The organism is Vicinamibacteria bacterium, assembly GCA_035620555.1.
In the GTDB taxonomy this organism is placed as follows: Bacteria; Acidobacteriota; Vicinamibacteria; order Marinacidobacterales; family SMYC01; genus DASPGQ01.
In genome coordinates, this window is record DASPGQ010000174.1 from 1 (window position 1) to 14,925 (window position 14,925).

Consider the following 14,925-nt stretch of genomic DNA (forward strand, 5'->3'; position numbering starts at 1 on the left):
GGCTTTCCGGTACGATGGCCACTGCCGTGATCAGAATGCTTCCGTCTTCCCGCCGCTCGAGACGAAGAGTCTTCCCCGCGTAGCGCTTTCCGAGGGAGATCTGCCCGCTCTTCCCCACCACCTTGATCTCGGCGCCGTCTACTCGTGCCATCTCATTGTCCTTCCTGCTGTCATGCTATCATGCGAACGTGCCAGTGGCAACTCGGTCGAATGAATGCGAAATTCTCACCTTGGGTTGGATGTGAAGAAAACGGCGCCCAATTCGTCATCCGACCCCCCCGGTGAGGTCCGAATGGCCGGGCTCGGCGCGGGCGGCGCTCCAGACCTTCCCAGCCCACAGACTGAGATTGTCCAGAAGCACGTAGATGAACGGAAGGATGACGAGGGTGAGGAAAGTCGAGGCGGTCAGGCCGCCGATCACCGTGCGGGCGAGAGGGAAGTAGTAGAGCCCGTCCAGCTCGGCGCGTCCGATCGCCATGGGAACGAGGGCGAGCACGGCCGTTCCCGCGGTCATGAGAATGGGACGCAGTCGCTCTTTGCCCCCCAGCTCGATGGCGGTCTCGCGGTCGTGCCCCTCGCGGCGGAGATTGTTGATGTGGTCGATGAGCACGATCCCGTTCTTCACCACGATCCCCATGAGCACCAGCACTCCGATTTGTCCCATGAAGTTGAGCGGTGTTCCCGTCACCAGGAGAAACCAGGCGACTCCCCAGAAGGCGAAGGGGATGGAGAAGAGGATGGCGAAGGGGTGCAGGAGCGACTCGAACTGAGATGCCATGACGATATAAATGAGCGCGAGAGCGAGCGCGTAATTCACCAGCATCTGCTGGAGCTGGGCATCCTGCTGCTGGATTCGATCGCCGAACGACCACGAGTAGCCAACGGGAAGGTCCATCCGGTTCAAGCTCTCTTCGATACGCTTTCTGGCGGAGGCCCAGTCCTTGCCTTCGTAGCTGGAGCGGACCGAGACCAGGGTCTTGCGGTTCTCGCGCTCGATGGTCTTGGGTTGGGGAACGACCTTGAAGTCCGCGATCGTTCCGAGGGTGACGCCGCGTCCCTCGCCGCTAACGACGAAGTTCTTCAGATCGTCGAGAGTGGAGACGTCCTCCTGGGACATCATCAACAAGAGCTCGACCTCCTTGTCGCCCGCATTGTAGCGGCGTAACCGCTGCCCGCCCAGGGTGAAAGCGAAAGCCTCGGAGATGTCCTGAGGTCGGACGCCGTACTTGGCGGCGAGCTCCCGCTGCAGCGTGACCTGAATCTCCTGCCGGTCGGTACCGACCGAGCTCTTCGCATCCTTGACGCCCTCGACGGCGGAGAGGCGCCGCTTCACGTCGTCTGCGAGCCACGCGAGTCGCTCGATGTCCTCTCCGAAGAGATTGAGCTGGAAGAAGGTGCTGTCGCCTCCCGCTTCCGCTTCTTCTTCGAAGAACGTGAGCTTCACCCCGGCAATCTTTGGCATCTCCTTGCGGATCCGCTCCCGAACCGCCCGCGCTTCGTCTTCACTCACATGCTGAGCCTTGAACGTCAGCGTCGTGCCCGCGGTGTTTTCCCCATAGTGGCTATAAACCGACTCGAGCCCGAGCTCGCTCTGGTGCTCGAACAGCCACGCCTCGACCCGGCTCACCGCCCACTCGGCCTCTTCTTTGTAGTGGAAGTCGGTGAACTCGTATGCGAGCCTCATCTGCTTCTTGTTGAGCCCCGCGAGCATGGCGGTCTGAACGCCGAGCGAGAAGGGAAGTGCGATGCTCGCGAGAACGACGATCGTCACCCCGAACGTGGCCCACCGATGGCGAAACGTCCAACGCAGAATCCGTACGTACTGCCGGGAAAGCCACTCGGTCCAGCGCGGCGGCTCGGATTCCTTGCCGCGCAAGAGCTTCGACCCCATGAGCGGGATGAGCGTCATCGAGACCAGAAACGAGCTGAATATACAAAGCGAGATCGCCCAGCCGATCTCCTCGAGGAACACCGTGAGCTGGTTGCGCTTGCCCACGATCATCGGGAGGAATACGATGGCCGTCGTCACCGTCGAAGCGAATACGGCACCCCAGACCTTCCGCGCCCCGGATACGGCCGCGGTCTTCGCATCGGCGCCGCCAAGGTGCTCTCGAAAGATCGACTCGAGCACCACGATGGCATCGTCCACGAGAAGACCGACGCCGAGCATGAGCCCCATCATCGAGAGCACGTTCAGCGTCTTGTCGAGAAAGTACAAACCAACGGCCGTGGCGATGATCGACATTGGGATGGCAAGGCCCACGATGACCGTGGTATCGATCCGTCTCAGGAACAAGAACAAGACGACCATCGCGAGAGCCCCTCCAAGAAGGCCCTCGGTCATGAGGCCGCGCAAACCCTTCGTGATCTCGGCGGCCTGATCGTCGAAGACGAAGAGGTTGATTCCCCGGAGGGTCGGATCGCCGGCAATCGGTCCTTCGATGAGCTCCGTCACCTGCCTCGCCGTTTCTACGGTATTGGCGGTCGCTTCCTTGTAGATGGAAAGCGCGACGGCATAGCTGCCGTCCAGGTGCCGCCCGACAGCGATCGGTGGCTCGCGGTAGGTGATGTCGGCGATGTCCGACAGCACGAGTCCCTGGTCGTTGACGGGAAAGCGTTCGATTTCTTCCAGGTCCACGAAGGCCCCGAAGCTGCGCACGTGGATTACTCGACCCTCGCCGTCGAGCTTGCCAAGGGCGACGTTTCGATTGGCGCGCATGAGCTTTCGGGCGAGCTCGCCGAGATCGACTCCGTGCTCGGCGATCCGGTAGAGCCGCAAGTTGATCCGGACTTCGCGAGGGGCGACGCCGTTGAGCTCGACTTTCGCGACACCGGGGATCCGCCGGATGGGGTTCACCACTCTTTTTTCCAGGAGATCGTAGTTCCCCGAGAGGTCGACGCCCGGGGCCGAGATACGCGCCTCGACGACGGGAATTTGCGTGGTGCTGAAGGTGTTTATGAACAGCTGGTCCACGTCATCGGGGAGATCGGGGCGAATCTCTTCGATCTTTTCCGCGACCTTCATTCGGGCGACATCGACGGCCTCTCCCCAGTCGAAGAAGAGCTGGACCGACGCCTGGTCGGCGTCGGCCTGCGAGCTCAGTTTCGTGATGCCGGGAAGGGTGGCGAGCGCCTCTTCGATTGGTTTGACGATCTGCTCCTCGATCTGGCGCGGGCTCGAGTTCGGATAGGGGACGGTGATGAAAACGGCGGGGAAGTCGAGGTCGGGAAGAAAGGCGAGAGGGAGCCGGATCAACGCGATGACGCCGAGGACCAGAACGCTCACCAGGACCATCGCGGTTGCGATCGGCCGCCGGACCGACGTTCCTGCCAGACCCGTCATGTTCCGAACCTCTTCCGGTCGAGGACGCAGTAGACCGATGGGATGACGATGAGCGTCAGGATCGTCGAGACCGAGAGACCTCCGATAACGGTGATGGCCATGGGCTGCCGGATCTCGGCGCCCTCACCCAGGCCGAGTGCCATGGGAACGAGAGCCAGAATCGTGGTGAGGGTCGTCATGAGAATGGGGCGCAGTCGGACTCGACCCGCTTCCACGACCGCCTCGTCGCGGGCCATCCCTCGTTCCCGAAGACGATTGATGTAATCGACGAGAACGATGGCGTTCTTGACGACGATACCCGCCAGCATCACGATGCCAATGAGAACGATGACGCTCACCGTGCTTGCGGTCAGCAGTAGCGCCCAGACGACGCCGATGAGTCCCAGGGGTATGGTGAACAGGATGATGAAGGGGTGCATCAGCGATTCGAACTGGCTCGCCATGACGAAATACACGAGGAAGATCGCCAGACTGATAGCGAGGTAGAGACTTCCGAAGGAATCTTCGATCTCGAGCTGTTGACCTGCGAAGCGCGTGCCCACCGAGCGGGGAAGCGCGAGGCCGGCGATGACCGTCGCCATGTCGGCGGTCACGCTTCCCAAATCTCGCCCGTCCAGATTCCCGGAAATGACGACGGCTCGCCGCTGGCCCACGCGGCGGATCTCCGAGGGGCCGGCGGCCAAACGGGTGGAGGCGACCGACTTCAACGCCACCCCTCTTGCTTCGGTCTCGTGCACGAGCAGCTCGGGAATCTGCTCGACTCGCGTGCGGGCCTCTTTTGCGGCGCGTACTACGATATCGATCTTTCTTTCCCCCTCGTTCAGCCGGGTGGCGACGTTTCCGCGAAGCTTGGTACGCAAGGTCTCCGACACTTCGTCCACTCCCAGGCCCATCTGCGCCATGCGATCCACCGCGAAGAACACCTGAAGCTCGGGATTCCCCATGTCCGAGGACGACCGAACGTCGGTGAGGCCCGGCACCGATTCCAACGCCTCGGAGATCATCGCCGCCGCCGTTTCCAGCTCCGTCACGTCGTCACCATAGACCTCGAGCTCCACCGGGCGTTTGAAACTGAAGTAAGAGGGACGGTCGAACTGGAACGAGAGGCCGGGTAACTTGCTCAGGGACTTTCTCACGCGGGCTGCGCTGCGGAGCTCGGCTTCGCGGTCTCTCTTGTCCGCCATCACCACGTGTATGCGGCCCCGATTCTCTCCTCGGGCGCTGGCGTCGATGGAGCTCGCGCCGGTCGAGCCAGCCGTGGTGACGACCCGCAGCACCTCGGGCAGGCCTGCCGCTTCCGTGCCGATGGTTTCCAGAAGTCGATCGGTAACGCCCAGGGGAGCGCTCTCGGGGAGCTCGAGATCGAAATAGAACTCGCCCTGGGTGAGGCTCGGGAGCAGCTCGACTCCGAGGCGGCGGGCTAGCACCGAGCTCGACCCGAAGGCGACGGCTGCCGACAGGAAGACGGCCGCGCGGTGTCGAATCGCGAAGCGGCAGGCCCGCGGATAGAACGAATCGACCGCCACTTCCGCACGCTGGAATGCGTCGGTCAGTGGCGACACGAGTATCGAGAAAAAGGTCCCCGAGCGGGCAAAGAAGTTGACGACGAGCGCCACCGCGCGCGCGGGCGCTCGATGCCAAGTGGTCAGCTCGTCTGCGGAAGCAGGCTCGGCTCGTTCCCGTGAAAGCCTCGCGGCGAGCACCGGGATCAGAGCGAGGGAAAAACCCAATGACGCCAGAATCGAGATGGAGACGGTGAGGGCTTGGTCGTTGAAGAGTTGCCCGGCCACGCCTTCGACGAAGACGATCGGGAGGAATACCGCGACGGTCGTCAGCGTCGAAGCGACGACCGCGGTCGCCACCTCGCTCGTCCCTCGCACCGCGGCCTGGCGCGAGCCGGCACCGGATTGTCGATGCCGGTGAATCGACTCGAGGACAACGATCGAGTCGTCCAGTAGCATGCCCACTCCCAGAGCGAGCCCGCCGAGGGACATGATGTTCAGCGAGATCCCCACCTGGTACATGATGAAGAACGTGGCCACCACCGAAACGGGGATGGCGAGTCCGATGACCGCCGTCGCGCGAAGATCGCGGAGAAAGAGAGCAATGATCAGCACCGCGAGGAGGCCGCCGATCCAGGCGTTCTCGACGACCTCGGCCACGGCACCTTCGATGAAGCTCGATTGGTCGAACAGCATCGAGAGCTCGATGTTCTCAGGAATGCTCGAATCGATGGCCTCGAGCCGGGCGCGGACACCCCGGGCGACCTGCACGGTGTTGGCGTCGCCTTCCTTGTAGATGCGGAGCTCTACGGTCTCGCGCCCTCCGGTGCGGACGATGGACTCTCGCTCCTTGTGGCCCCAACGGATGTCAGCAACGTCTCTCAGATAGACGCGGCGCCCATTCTCATCGGCGAGCTGAGTCGCTCCGATGTCCTCGAGCCCCCCGAACTCGTTCAGCGTGCGGACGAGATAACGCGCCTCGTCCTCGTAGATGCTGCCCCCGGCGAGGTTCACGTTTCCCGCCGCGAGCGACGTCGAGACTGTGGCAACGTCGACTCCTGACAACGCCAGCCGATCCTCGTGAATATCGACCTGGATCTCGCGCTCGAGACCCCCCTCGACCTTGACCGCGGCCACGCCGTCGATGGCGTCGAGCTCCTTCTTGAGCTCTTCCTCGGCATATTGGCGCAGACGTGCCAGATCCGAGCCGCCGGTAACCCCCAGACGCATGATCGGGTCGCTCGAGGGGTCGAATCGCAGCAGCGTCGGGTTCTCGGCGTCGCGGGGCAGCTGGGCCAGATCGAGCTTCTCCCGGACGTCGAGCGCCGCGAAATCCATGTTCGTGTCCCAGAGGAACTCGAGCGTAACCTCGGACACTCCCGCACGCGAGCGTGAGCCGAGGCGCTTTACGCCGGAGATGACTCCCACTGCCTCCTCGATCGGCTGGCTCACCAGACTCTCGACCTCGGCCGGTGCCGCGCCGGGGTACCGTGTCTCGACCGTTAGACTCGGGTAGGAGATATCGGGAAGCAGGTTCAGCGGAAGCCTGGTGAACGACACGACGCCGAAGATGGCGATGGCGACGGTGAACATCGAGACGCTCACCGGTCGACGGATGCAGGCGTCTATTAGGCGAGACATCCGCTAGGGTGGCTTTACCTCGAACAGTCGGTCTTCATGGCGTGAGCGCAGCTAATTGGTGAGCACCTCGACCGACTCCCCGTCTTCGAGTGTAGTATGACCGGCGATGGCGATCTTTTCGCCCGCGGAGATCCCGGCGAGGATTTCGACGGCAAGACCGCGCGTGTAGCCGAGCTCGACCGATCGTTTCTCCGCGCGGCCCTCGTTTACGACGAAGACGAAATTCTCGCCTGCCTCCGCCACCACGGCGAGCTTGGGAACGAGGATCGCGTCGACCCGGCGATCGGTCTCGATCTCGGCTCGAACGAAGGCGCCGGGCCGAATGTCGGCGGAACGATCCAGGACCTCCACCGTCACTTTGACCGTCCCGGTCTTCGGATCGACGACGGGACTGATGTCCCGAACCCGACCTCGAAAGCTGACGTCCTCGCTCATCGACGCTCCCGCCAGCGCTTCGGGGAGCAGCCCGACCGGCTGTCCCGGCTCGAGCTGGAAGACGTCCTTCTCGGGGAGGAAGAGGCGAACCACAAGCGTACGAAAATCCGCCAGAGTGACGAGGTGGTCCCCGGGTTGAAGGGTCTGTCCAACTACGATCTCCGTCGCCGTCACCCGGCCAGCGAACGGGGCCCGGATAACAGCGTACCGGTGCTCGAGCTCTTTGATCTGTTTCTCCGTTCTCGCCAGGTCGCGATCGAAAACGGCTTTTTCGTAGTCGAACCGGGAGATGAGCTCCTGATCGAACGACAGCTTCGAGCGATTGAGCTCGGCTTCTGCCTTCCTCAGGGTGAGGTCGGCTTTTTCGAGAGCGAGCTTCTTCTCCTCGTCGTCTACCCTGGCGAGAACCTGGTCTTTCTCGACTGCGGTACCCTCTCGGACCGCCACGTCGGTAACGATTCCCGAGACTTTGGCGAGAACCTCGGCCGATTGCTCCGCCTCGATCGTGGAGGAGGTGGACAGCGTCCTGGTTACGGGCCCTTTGATCGCGTCGACGACTTCCACCGGGACGGCGGTATCGGCCGGCCCGTCGACGACATCCTTCGCCTCGGCGCTTCCATCTCCCTGCTGGATTACGAAATAGGAAACGACGGCGCCGATAACGACGATCGCCACCCCACCGGCGAGAAAAGTGAGTTTCCGCGAGCGATTCATGGGTTGATGGAGCTCCCGTAGGCGGATACGAATCTGGCGGGAGGAGGGTTCAGAAATTCCATGCAGATCTTACCGTGGCTTCCGGGCGAATCTTCCCCCTCAGGGTGCTCGATGCCGTGGCGGGACCCGTGATTGATCCGCCTCTGCGCAAGGCTCCGGCGGACTTCTTCATCACCCCTGCTAGGGTGCCATCTGTTGGACGAGCTCCCAGGCCGCGCGCACGTGGCGCTTCTCGGTGTAAGTTTGGCCGACACAAATACGGAGGGTCAAGCGGCCATCGAGTCTCGTGTGTGTGAGGTAGAGCTTTCCGCTCTCGTTCAGCTTGCGCATCAAGAGCTCGTTCACCTCATCGCCGCCTTTGTGGCGGAAGCAGACGAGGTTCAGAGGTACCGGCGCAACGACCTCGAAGCGCGCGTCCTCGCGAATCCAACCCTCGAGCTCGTGGGCAAGTCCGACGTGACGCCGGACATGGTGTCGGAGGCCCTCGACCCCGTAATGTCGGATTACGAACCACAGCTTGAGGGCACGAAACCGCCGCCCCAGGGGAATGTGCCAGTCGCGGTAGTCGATGACCGCCCCCGAAGTCGTGGCCTCGTTCCTCAGGTACTCGGGGAGGATGCTGAGCGTATCGATGAGCGTGCGGCGGTTCTTGACGTAGAAAGCGTTACAGTCGAAGTTGGTGAACATCCATTTGTGGGGGTTGAAGCAATAGCTGTCGGCCCGCTCGACTCCGTCTTGGATGTAACGAAACTCCGGGCAAAGAGCCGCCGTTCCCGACATCGCGGCGTCCACGTGCAGCCAGAGGTTCTGTTCGGCGCAGAAGCGTCCGATCTCGGCCACGGGGTCGAGGGCGTTGGACGACGTCGTTCCGACGGTGGCGCAGACGAAGAAGGGCTTCAGCCCGCGGTTTCGGTCGGTGAGGACCCGCTGCCGCAAGTCCCCGACTGACATCGCGTAGTTCTCGTCGACGGCGACGAGTCTCAAGTTGTCCTTTCCAATGCCGGCGATCTTGACCGCCTTCTCGATCGAAGAATGCGCCTGGCTCGAAGCATAGGCGACCAGCCCTTTGTCGAGGCCGGCGGCGTTCGACTGGAATCTCGTCGCTCGCTCGCGTGCGGCGAGCAAAGCGCACAAGGAAGAGCTCGACGCGGTGTCCTGGATGACCCCACCCCCTTCGCCGTTGGACTTGAAGGCCTCGGGAAGGCCGAGCATGTCAACGAGCCAGTCGAGAACGTGCGTTTCTAGCTCGGTGCAGGCTGGGCTGGTAGCCCAGATCATGCCCTGGACGCCGAGCCCGGCGGAGAGGAGCTCACCCAGAACGGCTGGAGGCGAAGAGTTCGACGGGAAGTAGGCGAAGAAGTTGGGCGACTGCCAGTGGGTGATACCGGGCAACAGAATGTCGTCGAGATCCTTGACGATCGAATCGAATGCTTCCCCTTTTTCCGGAGCGTTGTGGGGGAGTTTCGCGCGTATCTCGCCGGGCTGGACACGGGAGAGAACCGGTAACGATTCCACTCGCTCATGGTAGTCCGCGATCCAGTCGATGAGGGCATAACCGGCGCGGCGGAACTCGTCCGGTTTCATGTGGTAGCTCATGACTCCTCGTCAGCGAGTCGCAAAAAGATGGCGTTCCCCATCGTCCAGACTCATGCCGAGCGTTTCGACGAATCGGTGCGCGCCCTCGTCGTCGGGAGGGACGAAGGCGATGACGCGTTCGACGCCTATCCGCTCGCGAGCATGGTGGAGGATGGCGGTGGCGACTTCGGTGCCGAGGCCGTGGCCGCGGTAGGGAACGTCGATCAGGCACCAGAGCTCGGGATCGGACTCCGACTCTCGCCGAAGTCCGGCGTAGCCGAGAACCATTCCCGACTCCCGATGAACCGCGGCCCAGACGCCGAGTCCGTGCTCGCGGTAGCTGTCGCGCTGGGCCAGGATGAAGGCGCGAGCGCTCGGCGGCGACAACTTGTCGCTTGCTCCGGCATTCGCCAAGACCGTCTCGAGTGGCTCGACGTCGTTGAGGAGTAGCTCGCGGAGAAACACGCGCTCCGTCTCGAGTACGAGCGACATCGCGGCGTGAGTGTACCTTATTTGTTCTTGAGGAGATATTTCGCGATCGTCTGGAGCTGCATGTTCGACGTCCCCTCGTAGATCTTTCCGATCTTGGCATCGCGCCAATATTTCTCGACGGGGAAGTCTTTCGTATAACCGTATCCGCCGTACAGCTCCACCGCGCGCGAGGTGACTCGCTCGGCCATTTCTGAGGAGAAGAGCTTAGCCATCGCCGCTTCCACTAGAAACGGCCGTCCGGCATCACGGAGTCGGGCCGCGTTGTAGACCAGGAGCCGGGCGGCTTCGAGCTCGGTCGCAGCCTCCGCGATCTGGAACTGGACTCCCTGGAAGTCGGCGATCGGCTGGCCGAATGCGCGGCGCTCCTTTGCATAGCTCATGGCGTAATCGAGAGCACCGGAGGCAATCCCGATCATCTGGCCGCCGATTCCGATACGGCCTTCGTTCAGCGTCTCGATGGCGATCTTGTAACCCTTGCCCACTTCCCCGAGAACGTTCGAGCGGGGCACGGGGCAGTCGTTGAACAGTAGCTCGTTGGTGCTGGACGCGCGAATCCCGAGCTTGTCCTCCTTTTTTCCAACGGCAAAACCTTCGAGATCTCGCTCCACCAAGAAGGCGGTGATCCCTTTGTAGCCCGCGCGCGGGTCGACCGTAGCAAAGACGATGAATAGACCCGCTTCGGCGCCGTTGGTAATCCAGAGCTTGGTGCCGGTCAGACGAAACAAGTCGCCGTCCTCGACGGCGCGGCACGTCAGGGCAAAGGCGTCGCTTCCCGAGTCGGGCTCAGAAAGAGCATAGGCCCCAACCGTGTCTCGAGCCAATCGCGGAAGCAAGCGCTTTTTCTGCTCATCGTTCGCCCAGCGAAGGAGCGCGTTGTTCACCAGCGTGTTCTGAACGTCGACCAGAACGCCGAGCGACGCGTCCACGCGGGAAATCTCCTCGACGGCCAAAAGCGACATGAAGAAACTGGAACCGGCGCCGCCATGGCTCTCGGGGATCTCGATGCCCATGACGCCGAGCTCGAATAGCTTCGGGATGAGCGAAGGCTCGATTCGCATCTCCCGGTCCATGCGGGACACGTGCGGCCGGATTTCGCTCTCGGCAAAATCGCGCACCGACCGGCGGAAGAGATCTTCCTCTTCCGCGAGCACGGTCAAGCCATCGGGTCTCGTTTGAACGTCGGTCGTCATAACCCGCTAATATCCTGCGAGCTCGGTGATCGCGGCATAGATGTCGTCGGTCTGCGGAAGAATGGCGTTCTCCAGAATCGGATTGTAAGCGACCCACGAGTCCCTGGCGCCGATGCGCCTGACTGGCGCATCGAGGAAATCGAAGAGCTCTTCAGAAATTCGAGAGGCGATCTCCGCCCCGTATCCGAAGCTGCGAGTGTCCTCATAAGCTACCAGGACGCGGTTCGTCTTCTGCACGGCGGCCGAGATGGCTTCCCAGTCGTAGGGCGAGAGTGACCGCAAATCCAGAATCTCGACGGAGATGCCGTCCTGTTGTTCGGCCTTCTGCGCCGCGCGGACCGATCGGTTCACCAGTGCCCCGTAGGTGATGATGGTCAGATCGGTGCCCGATCCCACCGTTCTCGCTTTGCCGAAGGGAATCATGAAGTCGGGCCCAGGGTAAGGGCTCTTGTTATACGTCTGGCGATAGAGATGTTTGTGCTCCAGGAACATCACTGGATCGTCGCACCGGATCGCGGTTCGCAGGAGCCCGTTGGCATCGAGGGCCGTCGACGGCATGACCACCCGGAGACCCGGCAGGTGCGTGAACAGCACTTCGCCCGACTGACTGTGGTAGATCGCTCCTCCCGTCAAGTAGCCACCGATGGGCACGCGCACGACGAGAGGGCAGCTGAACGCGCCATTGGATCGCCACCGCATCGTGGCAACCTCGTTGCGCAATTGCATGAAGGCCGGCCAGATGTAGTCGAGGAACTGGATCTCGACGACGGGTTTGAGGCCGCGCAACGCCGCCCCCACCGCCATGCCCGCGATGCTCGCTTCCGCGAGGGGAGTGTTCCAGACGCGGGCGCCACCGAACTCCCGCTGAAGCCCGAATGTGACCTTGAAAACTCCGCCCTTGCCCTTGACTTTGTCCAGATTCTCTTCACGGCTGACGTCGGCCACGTCCTGGCCGAAGATCATGATTCTCGGGTCGCGCGCCATCTCGTCGCGCAAGCAGGCGTTCAAGAGATCGACCATCGTGCCTTCCTTTCCCGCAAAAACGGGCTCGGTATCAAAGGCAGACGACGTGGGGTCGACGGACGAGCTATAGATGTGACGACTCCAACTCTGCTTCTCGGGGCGCTGCATCGAAAGCGCTTGATCGGCGGCCTCGACGACCTCTCCATGAACGCTGCGCTCCAGGGCTTCCAGGTCGGGCTCGGCCATGAGACCTTCCTCGAGCAGGAACGTGCGCATCCGAAGAATCGGATCGAGCTTCGCCTCTTCCGCCCGTTCTTCCTCGGTCTTGTAGAGACGCTCGTCGTCGGAAAGCGAATGAGAATATGGGCGTATCACGTGTGCGTGGGCCAGTGCCGGCCCTTGTCCCGATCTCACGTAAGCGATGGCATCCGTCAACCGTTTGTAGCTCTCGATGAAATCGCAGCCGTCGAACTCCGTGACGAAGAGAGACGGGTAGTTGCGCACCAGCCGAGAAATGCTTCCCCCGGCGGTCTGTCGCTCGATGGGAACCGAGATGGCATACCGGTTATCCTCGATGAGATAGAGAACCGGCGATTTGTGAAGGCAGGCGTTGTTCAAAGATTCCCAGAACTCGCCTTCGCTGGTCGAACCGTCGCCTCCCGAGACGAAGACGATCTCCTCCTTTGCAAATGTGTCCGTCAAGGAATCAATTGGGCTCCGGTTCAAATGCTGTCCCGCGATAGCTGCGCCCACGGCGGGCAAGAACTGGGTTCCTACGCAGCTCGACTGGCTGACGATGTTGAGTTTCTTGTGGCCCCAGTGCGAAGGCATCTGGCGGCTGCCCGACGCCGGATCCGCAGCGGCGCCCACGCTCGCCATGAGCTGCTCGAACGCCGTGGTGCCCGTCGCAAGAACGAGGGCCCGGTCGCGGTAATAAGGGAAGTACCAATCCTCGCCGGGTCTCAGAAGCTTGGCCGCGGCGACGAGCACGGCTTCGTGTCCGACGCCATTGATCTGGAAGAAGACCTTGTTCTGACGTTTCAGCTGAATTTCACGGTCGTCGACCTTTCGCGACAGCAGCATGAGACGATAGGCCTCGACCAAATCGTCCCGGGCGAGTCCGTGGAAACGCTCCGCCGTCTCCGCGTCGGGTCGAATCGCAGGCTCTACGGGTGAGTTCGGCCCGCCGTCCATTCACACCTCCAATCGCGAACAGCTACGTCTCCCTTTTGTGGTGCTCCAAATTCCGCTGGGGCAATTATATCTAATAGAACCGAACTGCCACGGGGTCTGCAACTTACCGGGCGGTAACTCTAGTCGGCCGAGATCGAAGCTCGGGTCAAACCCCGGAAGGACAGCAATCTTTCAATCGACTCGTCCACTTTGACGTCCGGAGTCGACGCTCCTGCCGTGATGCCGATCTTCAGCGGACCGTCGGGCAACCAATCTCGTGCTTCGATCTCCTCGGAAACGTGGATGGGCTTGTGGAGGATGAGATCGCGCGATCGGAGCCGATTAGAGTCCGCGATGTGGAATGTGGGAAAGTGACGACTGCAGATTTCCGCGAGGTGCGTCGTATTGCTCGAGTTGTATCCGCCGATGACGAGCATGATGTCGACCCCCTCGGCGCAAAGCTCGAGAACGGCGTCCTGGCGCTCCTGGGTGGCGCTGCAAATGGTGTCGAACGAGCAGAAGCGGCTCTCGATGTCGCGTTCGCCGTAGCGCTTCATCATCGAGGCTCTGAGGACTTCGGCTATCGCCAGCGACTCGCTGCTGAGCATTGTCGTCTGGTTGGCCAGGCCTATCCGCTCGAGGTGGGTGTCGGGATCGAAGCCGGGCGAGACCGCAGCCTGGAAGAACTCCAGAAACGCCTTCGCGTCGCCGCCCTGCTCGATATGACGACAGACGGTGTGCGTCTCGCTCATGTCTCTTACGACGAGGTAGTGGCCGCCCGGGCTCGTCGCCCGGGACACGGTCGCCTTGGTCTCTTCGTGCCAGTGCTTGCCGTGGACGACCGATGTGAACCCCGCTCGCGCGTAGCGCTCGACGTTCTTCCAAACATTCATGACCGAGCCGCAGGTGGTGTCGACCAGGATCGCACCCTTGTCCTTGAGAATGTCCAGTTCCTCTACACTTACACCGAACGCGGGGAGCAGGACGACATCATCTGCCGTGACTGCCTCGAACTTGCTGGCGGCACCATAAGGCCCGCTCAAGAAGAGGATTCCCATTTCCTCGAGGCGCCGGTTGACGAAGGGATTGTGGATGATCTCGCCGGTGATGAAGAGTCTCTTGTCGGGAAATCGACTTCGCGCCTCGTAAGCGTACTCGACGGCCCGGTCGACGCCGTAGCAGAAGCCAAACTCCTTTGCCAGCCGAAACGTGAATTCACCGGCATGCAGGGTGAAGCCATGCTCGCGAGCGAAATCTACGATCAGACCCTTGTAGTCCTTCCGCAAGGGCTCCTTCACTTGATCTCGCAGGCCGAGTCCCTTGCGATAGAGCTTGGTCTGGGTCGCGCCGTTGCTCATATTGACTATTAATTATAACTGTCTTCACTGCTTGTTGCCGTGGGTTGCCTCCGAGACGTTTACGCGAGTTTGGGTATAATGACCCTCGGGAGGAAAGAAGTCGATGCAGGACGTTCTCATCACCGGACCGCGGAAGAAGCAACCGAAGCTGCTGGCCTTCGTCGACAAGGGCAAGTGCTTCGGGCGCGGTTGCGAGATGTGCATCCACGTCTGCCCGGTAAAGGACTGCATCTATCTCGTCCCCGACCCCGAGGTGGGCGCGATGGGAGAAGTTTGCGAGATCAACGTCGAGACCTGCATCGGTTGCCAACTCTGCGCGAAATTCTGTCCTCCGGACTACGACGCGGTCCACATGTTCCCCTACGAAGAGGGTATTCGGCTCGCCGAGGCCGAAGAGCGAAGCTACGACTATCGCCTCTACTCGAAAAAGGACGGCGCCGTCGTCGGTTGATCCCACCGGTCCAGTTTGACCGGCCCGCGCGCCCGTGCAAATGTATAGTACCCAATGTCCACCTATCCTCTGCCGGCTAGGCGCGCAG

9 protein-coding genes are annotated in these 14,925 nt (G+C 61.9%); 1 reads left to right on the forward strand and 8 read right to left on the reverse strand.

All coding sequences use genetic code 11. The features are described from left to right. Nucleotides 1-265 precede the first annotated feature (265 nt). From VEK15_06765 to VEK15_06800, 8 genes are all read right to left on the reverse strand, one after another. On the reverse strand, nt 266-3,343 hold the full coding sequence (locus VEK15_06765; protein HXV60376.1) for an efflux RND transporter permease subunit: 3,078 nt from the start codon (nt 3,341-3,343) through the stop codon (nt 266-268). Further along, nucleotides 3,340-6,486, reverse strand: a complete 3,147-nt coding sequence (locus VEK15_06770) for an efflux RND transporter permease subunit (protein ID HXV60377.1) — start codon at nt 6,484-6,486, stop codon at nt 3,340-3,342. Before VEK15_06770 ends, VEK15_06765 begins: the two co-directional genes overlap by 4 nt. A gap of 51 nt (nt 6,487-6,537) precedes the next feature. Then, nucleotides 6,538-7,635, reverse strand: coding sequence for an efflux RND transporter periplasmic adaptor subunit (locus tag VEK15_06775; GenBank protein ID HXV60378.1), 1,098 nt, complete (start codon nt 7,633-7,635; stop codon nt 6,538-6,540). A 180-nt stretch (nt 7,636-7,815) separates the two neighbouring features. Then, a complete protein-coding gene (locus tag VEK15_06780; protein ID HXV60379.1) occupies nt 7,816-9,231 on the reverse strand; it encodes a pyridoxal-dependent decarboxylase in 1,416 nt (471 codons plus the stop codon). A 9-nt stretch (nt 9,232-9,240) separates the two neighbouring features. Beyond that, the gene (locus VEK15_06785) at nt 9,241-9,702 is read right to left on the reverse strand and encodes a GNAT family N-acetyltransferase (protein ID HXV60380.1); all 462 of its coding nucleotides are present in this window, start codon (nt 9,700-9,702) and stop codon (nt 9,241-9,243) included. 17 nt (nt 9,703-9,719) lie between these two features. After that, complete coding sequence (locus tag VEK15_06790) at nt 9,720-10,892, reverse strand: acyl-CoA dehydrogenase family protein (GenBank protein ID HXV60381.1); 1,173 nt, start codon at nt 10,890-10,892, stop codon at nt 9,720-9,722. Between the two features lie 6 nt (nt 10,893-10,898). After that, on the reverse strand, nt 10,899-13,049 hold the full coding sequence (locus VEK15_06795; GenBank protein HXV60382.1) for a thiamine pyrophosphate-dependent enzyme: 2,151 nt from the start codon (nt 13,047-13,049) through the stop codon (nt 10,899-10,901). Nucleotides 13,050-13,168: 119 nt separating this feature from the next. After that, the gene (locus VEK15_06800; GenBank protein HXV60383.1) at nt 13,169-14,386 is read right to left on the reverse strand and encodes a 4-hydroxy-3-methylbut-2-enyl diphosphate reductase; all 1,218 of its coding nucleotides are present in this window, start codon (nt 14,384-14,386) and stop codon (nt 13,169-13,171) included. A 103-nt stretch (nt 14,387-14,489) separates the two neighbouring features. Between VEK15_06800 and VEK15_06805 the strand changes: the two genes are divergently transcribed. Beyond that, nucleotides 14,490-14,837, forward strand: a complete 348-nt coding sequence (locus VEK15_06805; protein ID HXV60384.1) for a hypothetical protein — start codon at nt 14,490-14,492, stop codon at nt 14,835-14,837. Nucleotides 14,838-14,925: the final 88 nt, after the last annotated feature.

Excerpts from the sequence above, each read along its gene's own strand:
- VEK15_06765 (HXV60376.1), bottom strand. The coding sequence starts at position 3,343 with ATGACGGGTCTGGCAGGAACGTCGGTCCGGCGGCCGATCGCAACCGCG.
- VEK15_06780 (HXV60379.1), bottom strand. The coding sequence starts at position 9,231 with ATGAGCTACCACATGAAACCGGACGAGTTCCGCCGCGCCGGTTATGCC.
- VEK15_06785 (HXV60380.1), bottom strand. The coding sequence starts at position 9,702 with ATGTCGCTCGTACTCGAGACGGAGCGCGTGTTTCTCCGCGAGCTACTC.
- VEK15_06770 (HXV60377.1), bottom strand. The coding sequence starts at position 6,486 with ATGTCTCGCCTAATAGACGCCTGCATCCGTCGACCGGTGAGCGTCTCG.
- VEK15_06775 (HXV60378.1), bottom strand. The coding sequence starts at position 7,635 with ATGAATCGCTCGCGGAAACTCACTTTTCTCGCCGGTGGGGTGGCGATC.
- VEK15_06790 (HXV60381.1), bottom strand. The coding sequence starts at position 10,892 with ATGACGACCGACGTTCAAACGAGACCCGATGGCTTGACCGTGCTCGCG.
- VEK15_06795 (HXV60382.1), bottom strand. The coding sequence starts at position 13,049 with ATGGACGGCGGGCCGAACTCACCCGTAGAGCCTGCGATTCGACCCGAC.
- VEK15_06800 (HXV60383.1), bottom strand. The coding sequence starts at position 14,386 with ATGAGCAACGGCGCGACCCAGACCAAGCTCTATCGCAAGGGACTCGGC.
- VEK15_06805 (HXV60384.1), top strand. The coding sequence starts at position 14,490 with ATGCAGGACGTTCTCATCACCGGACCGCGGAAGAAGCAACCGAAGCTG.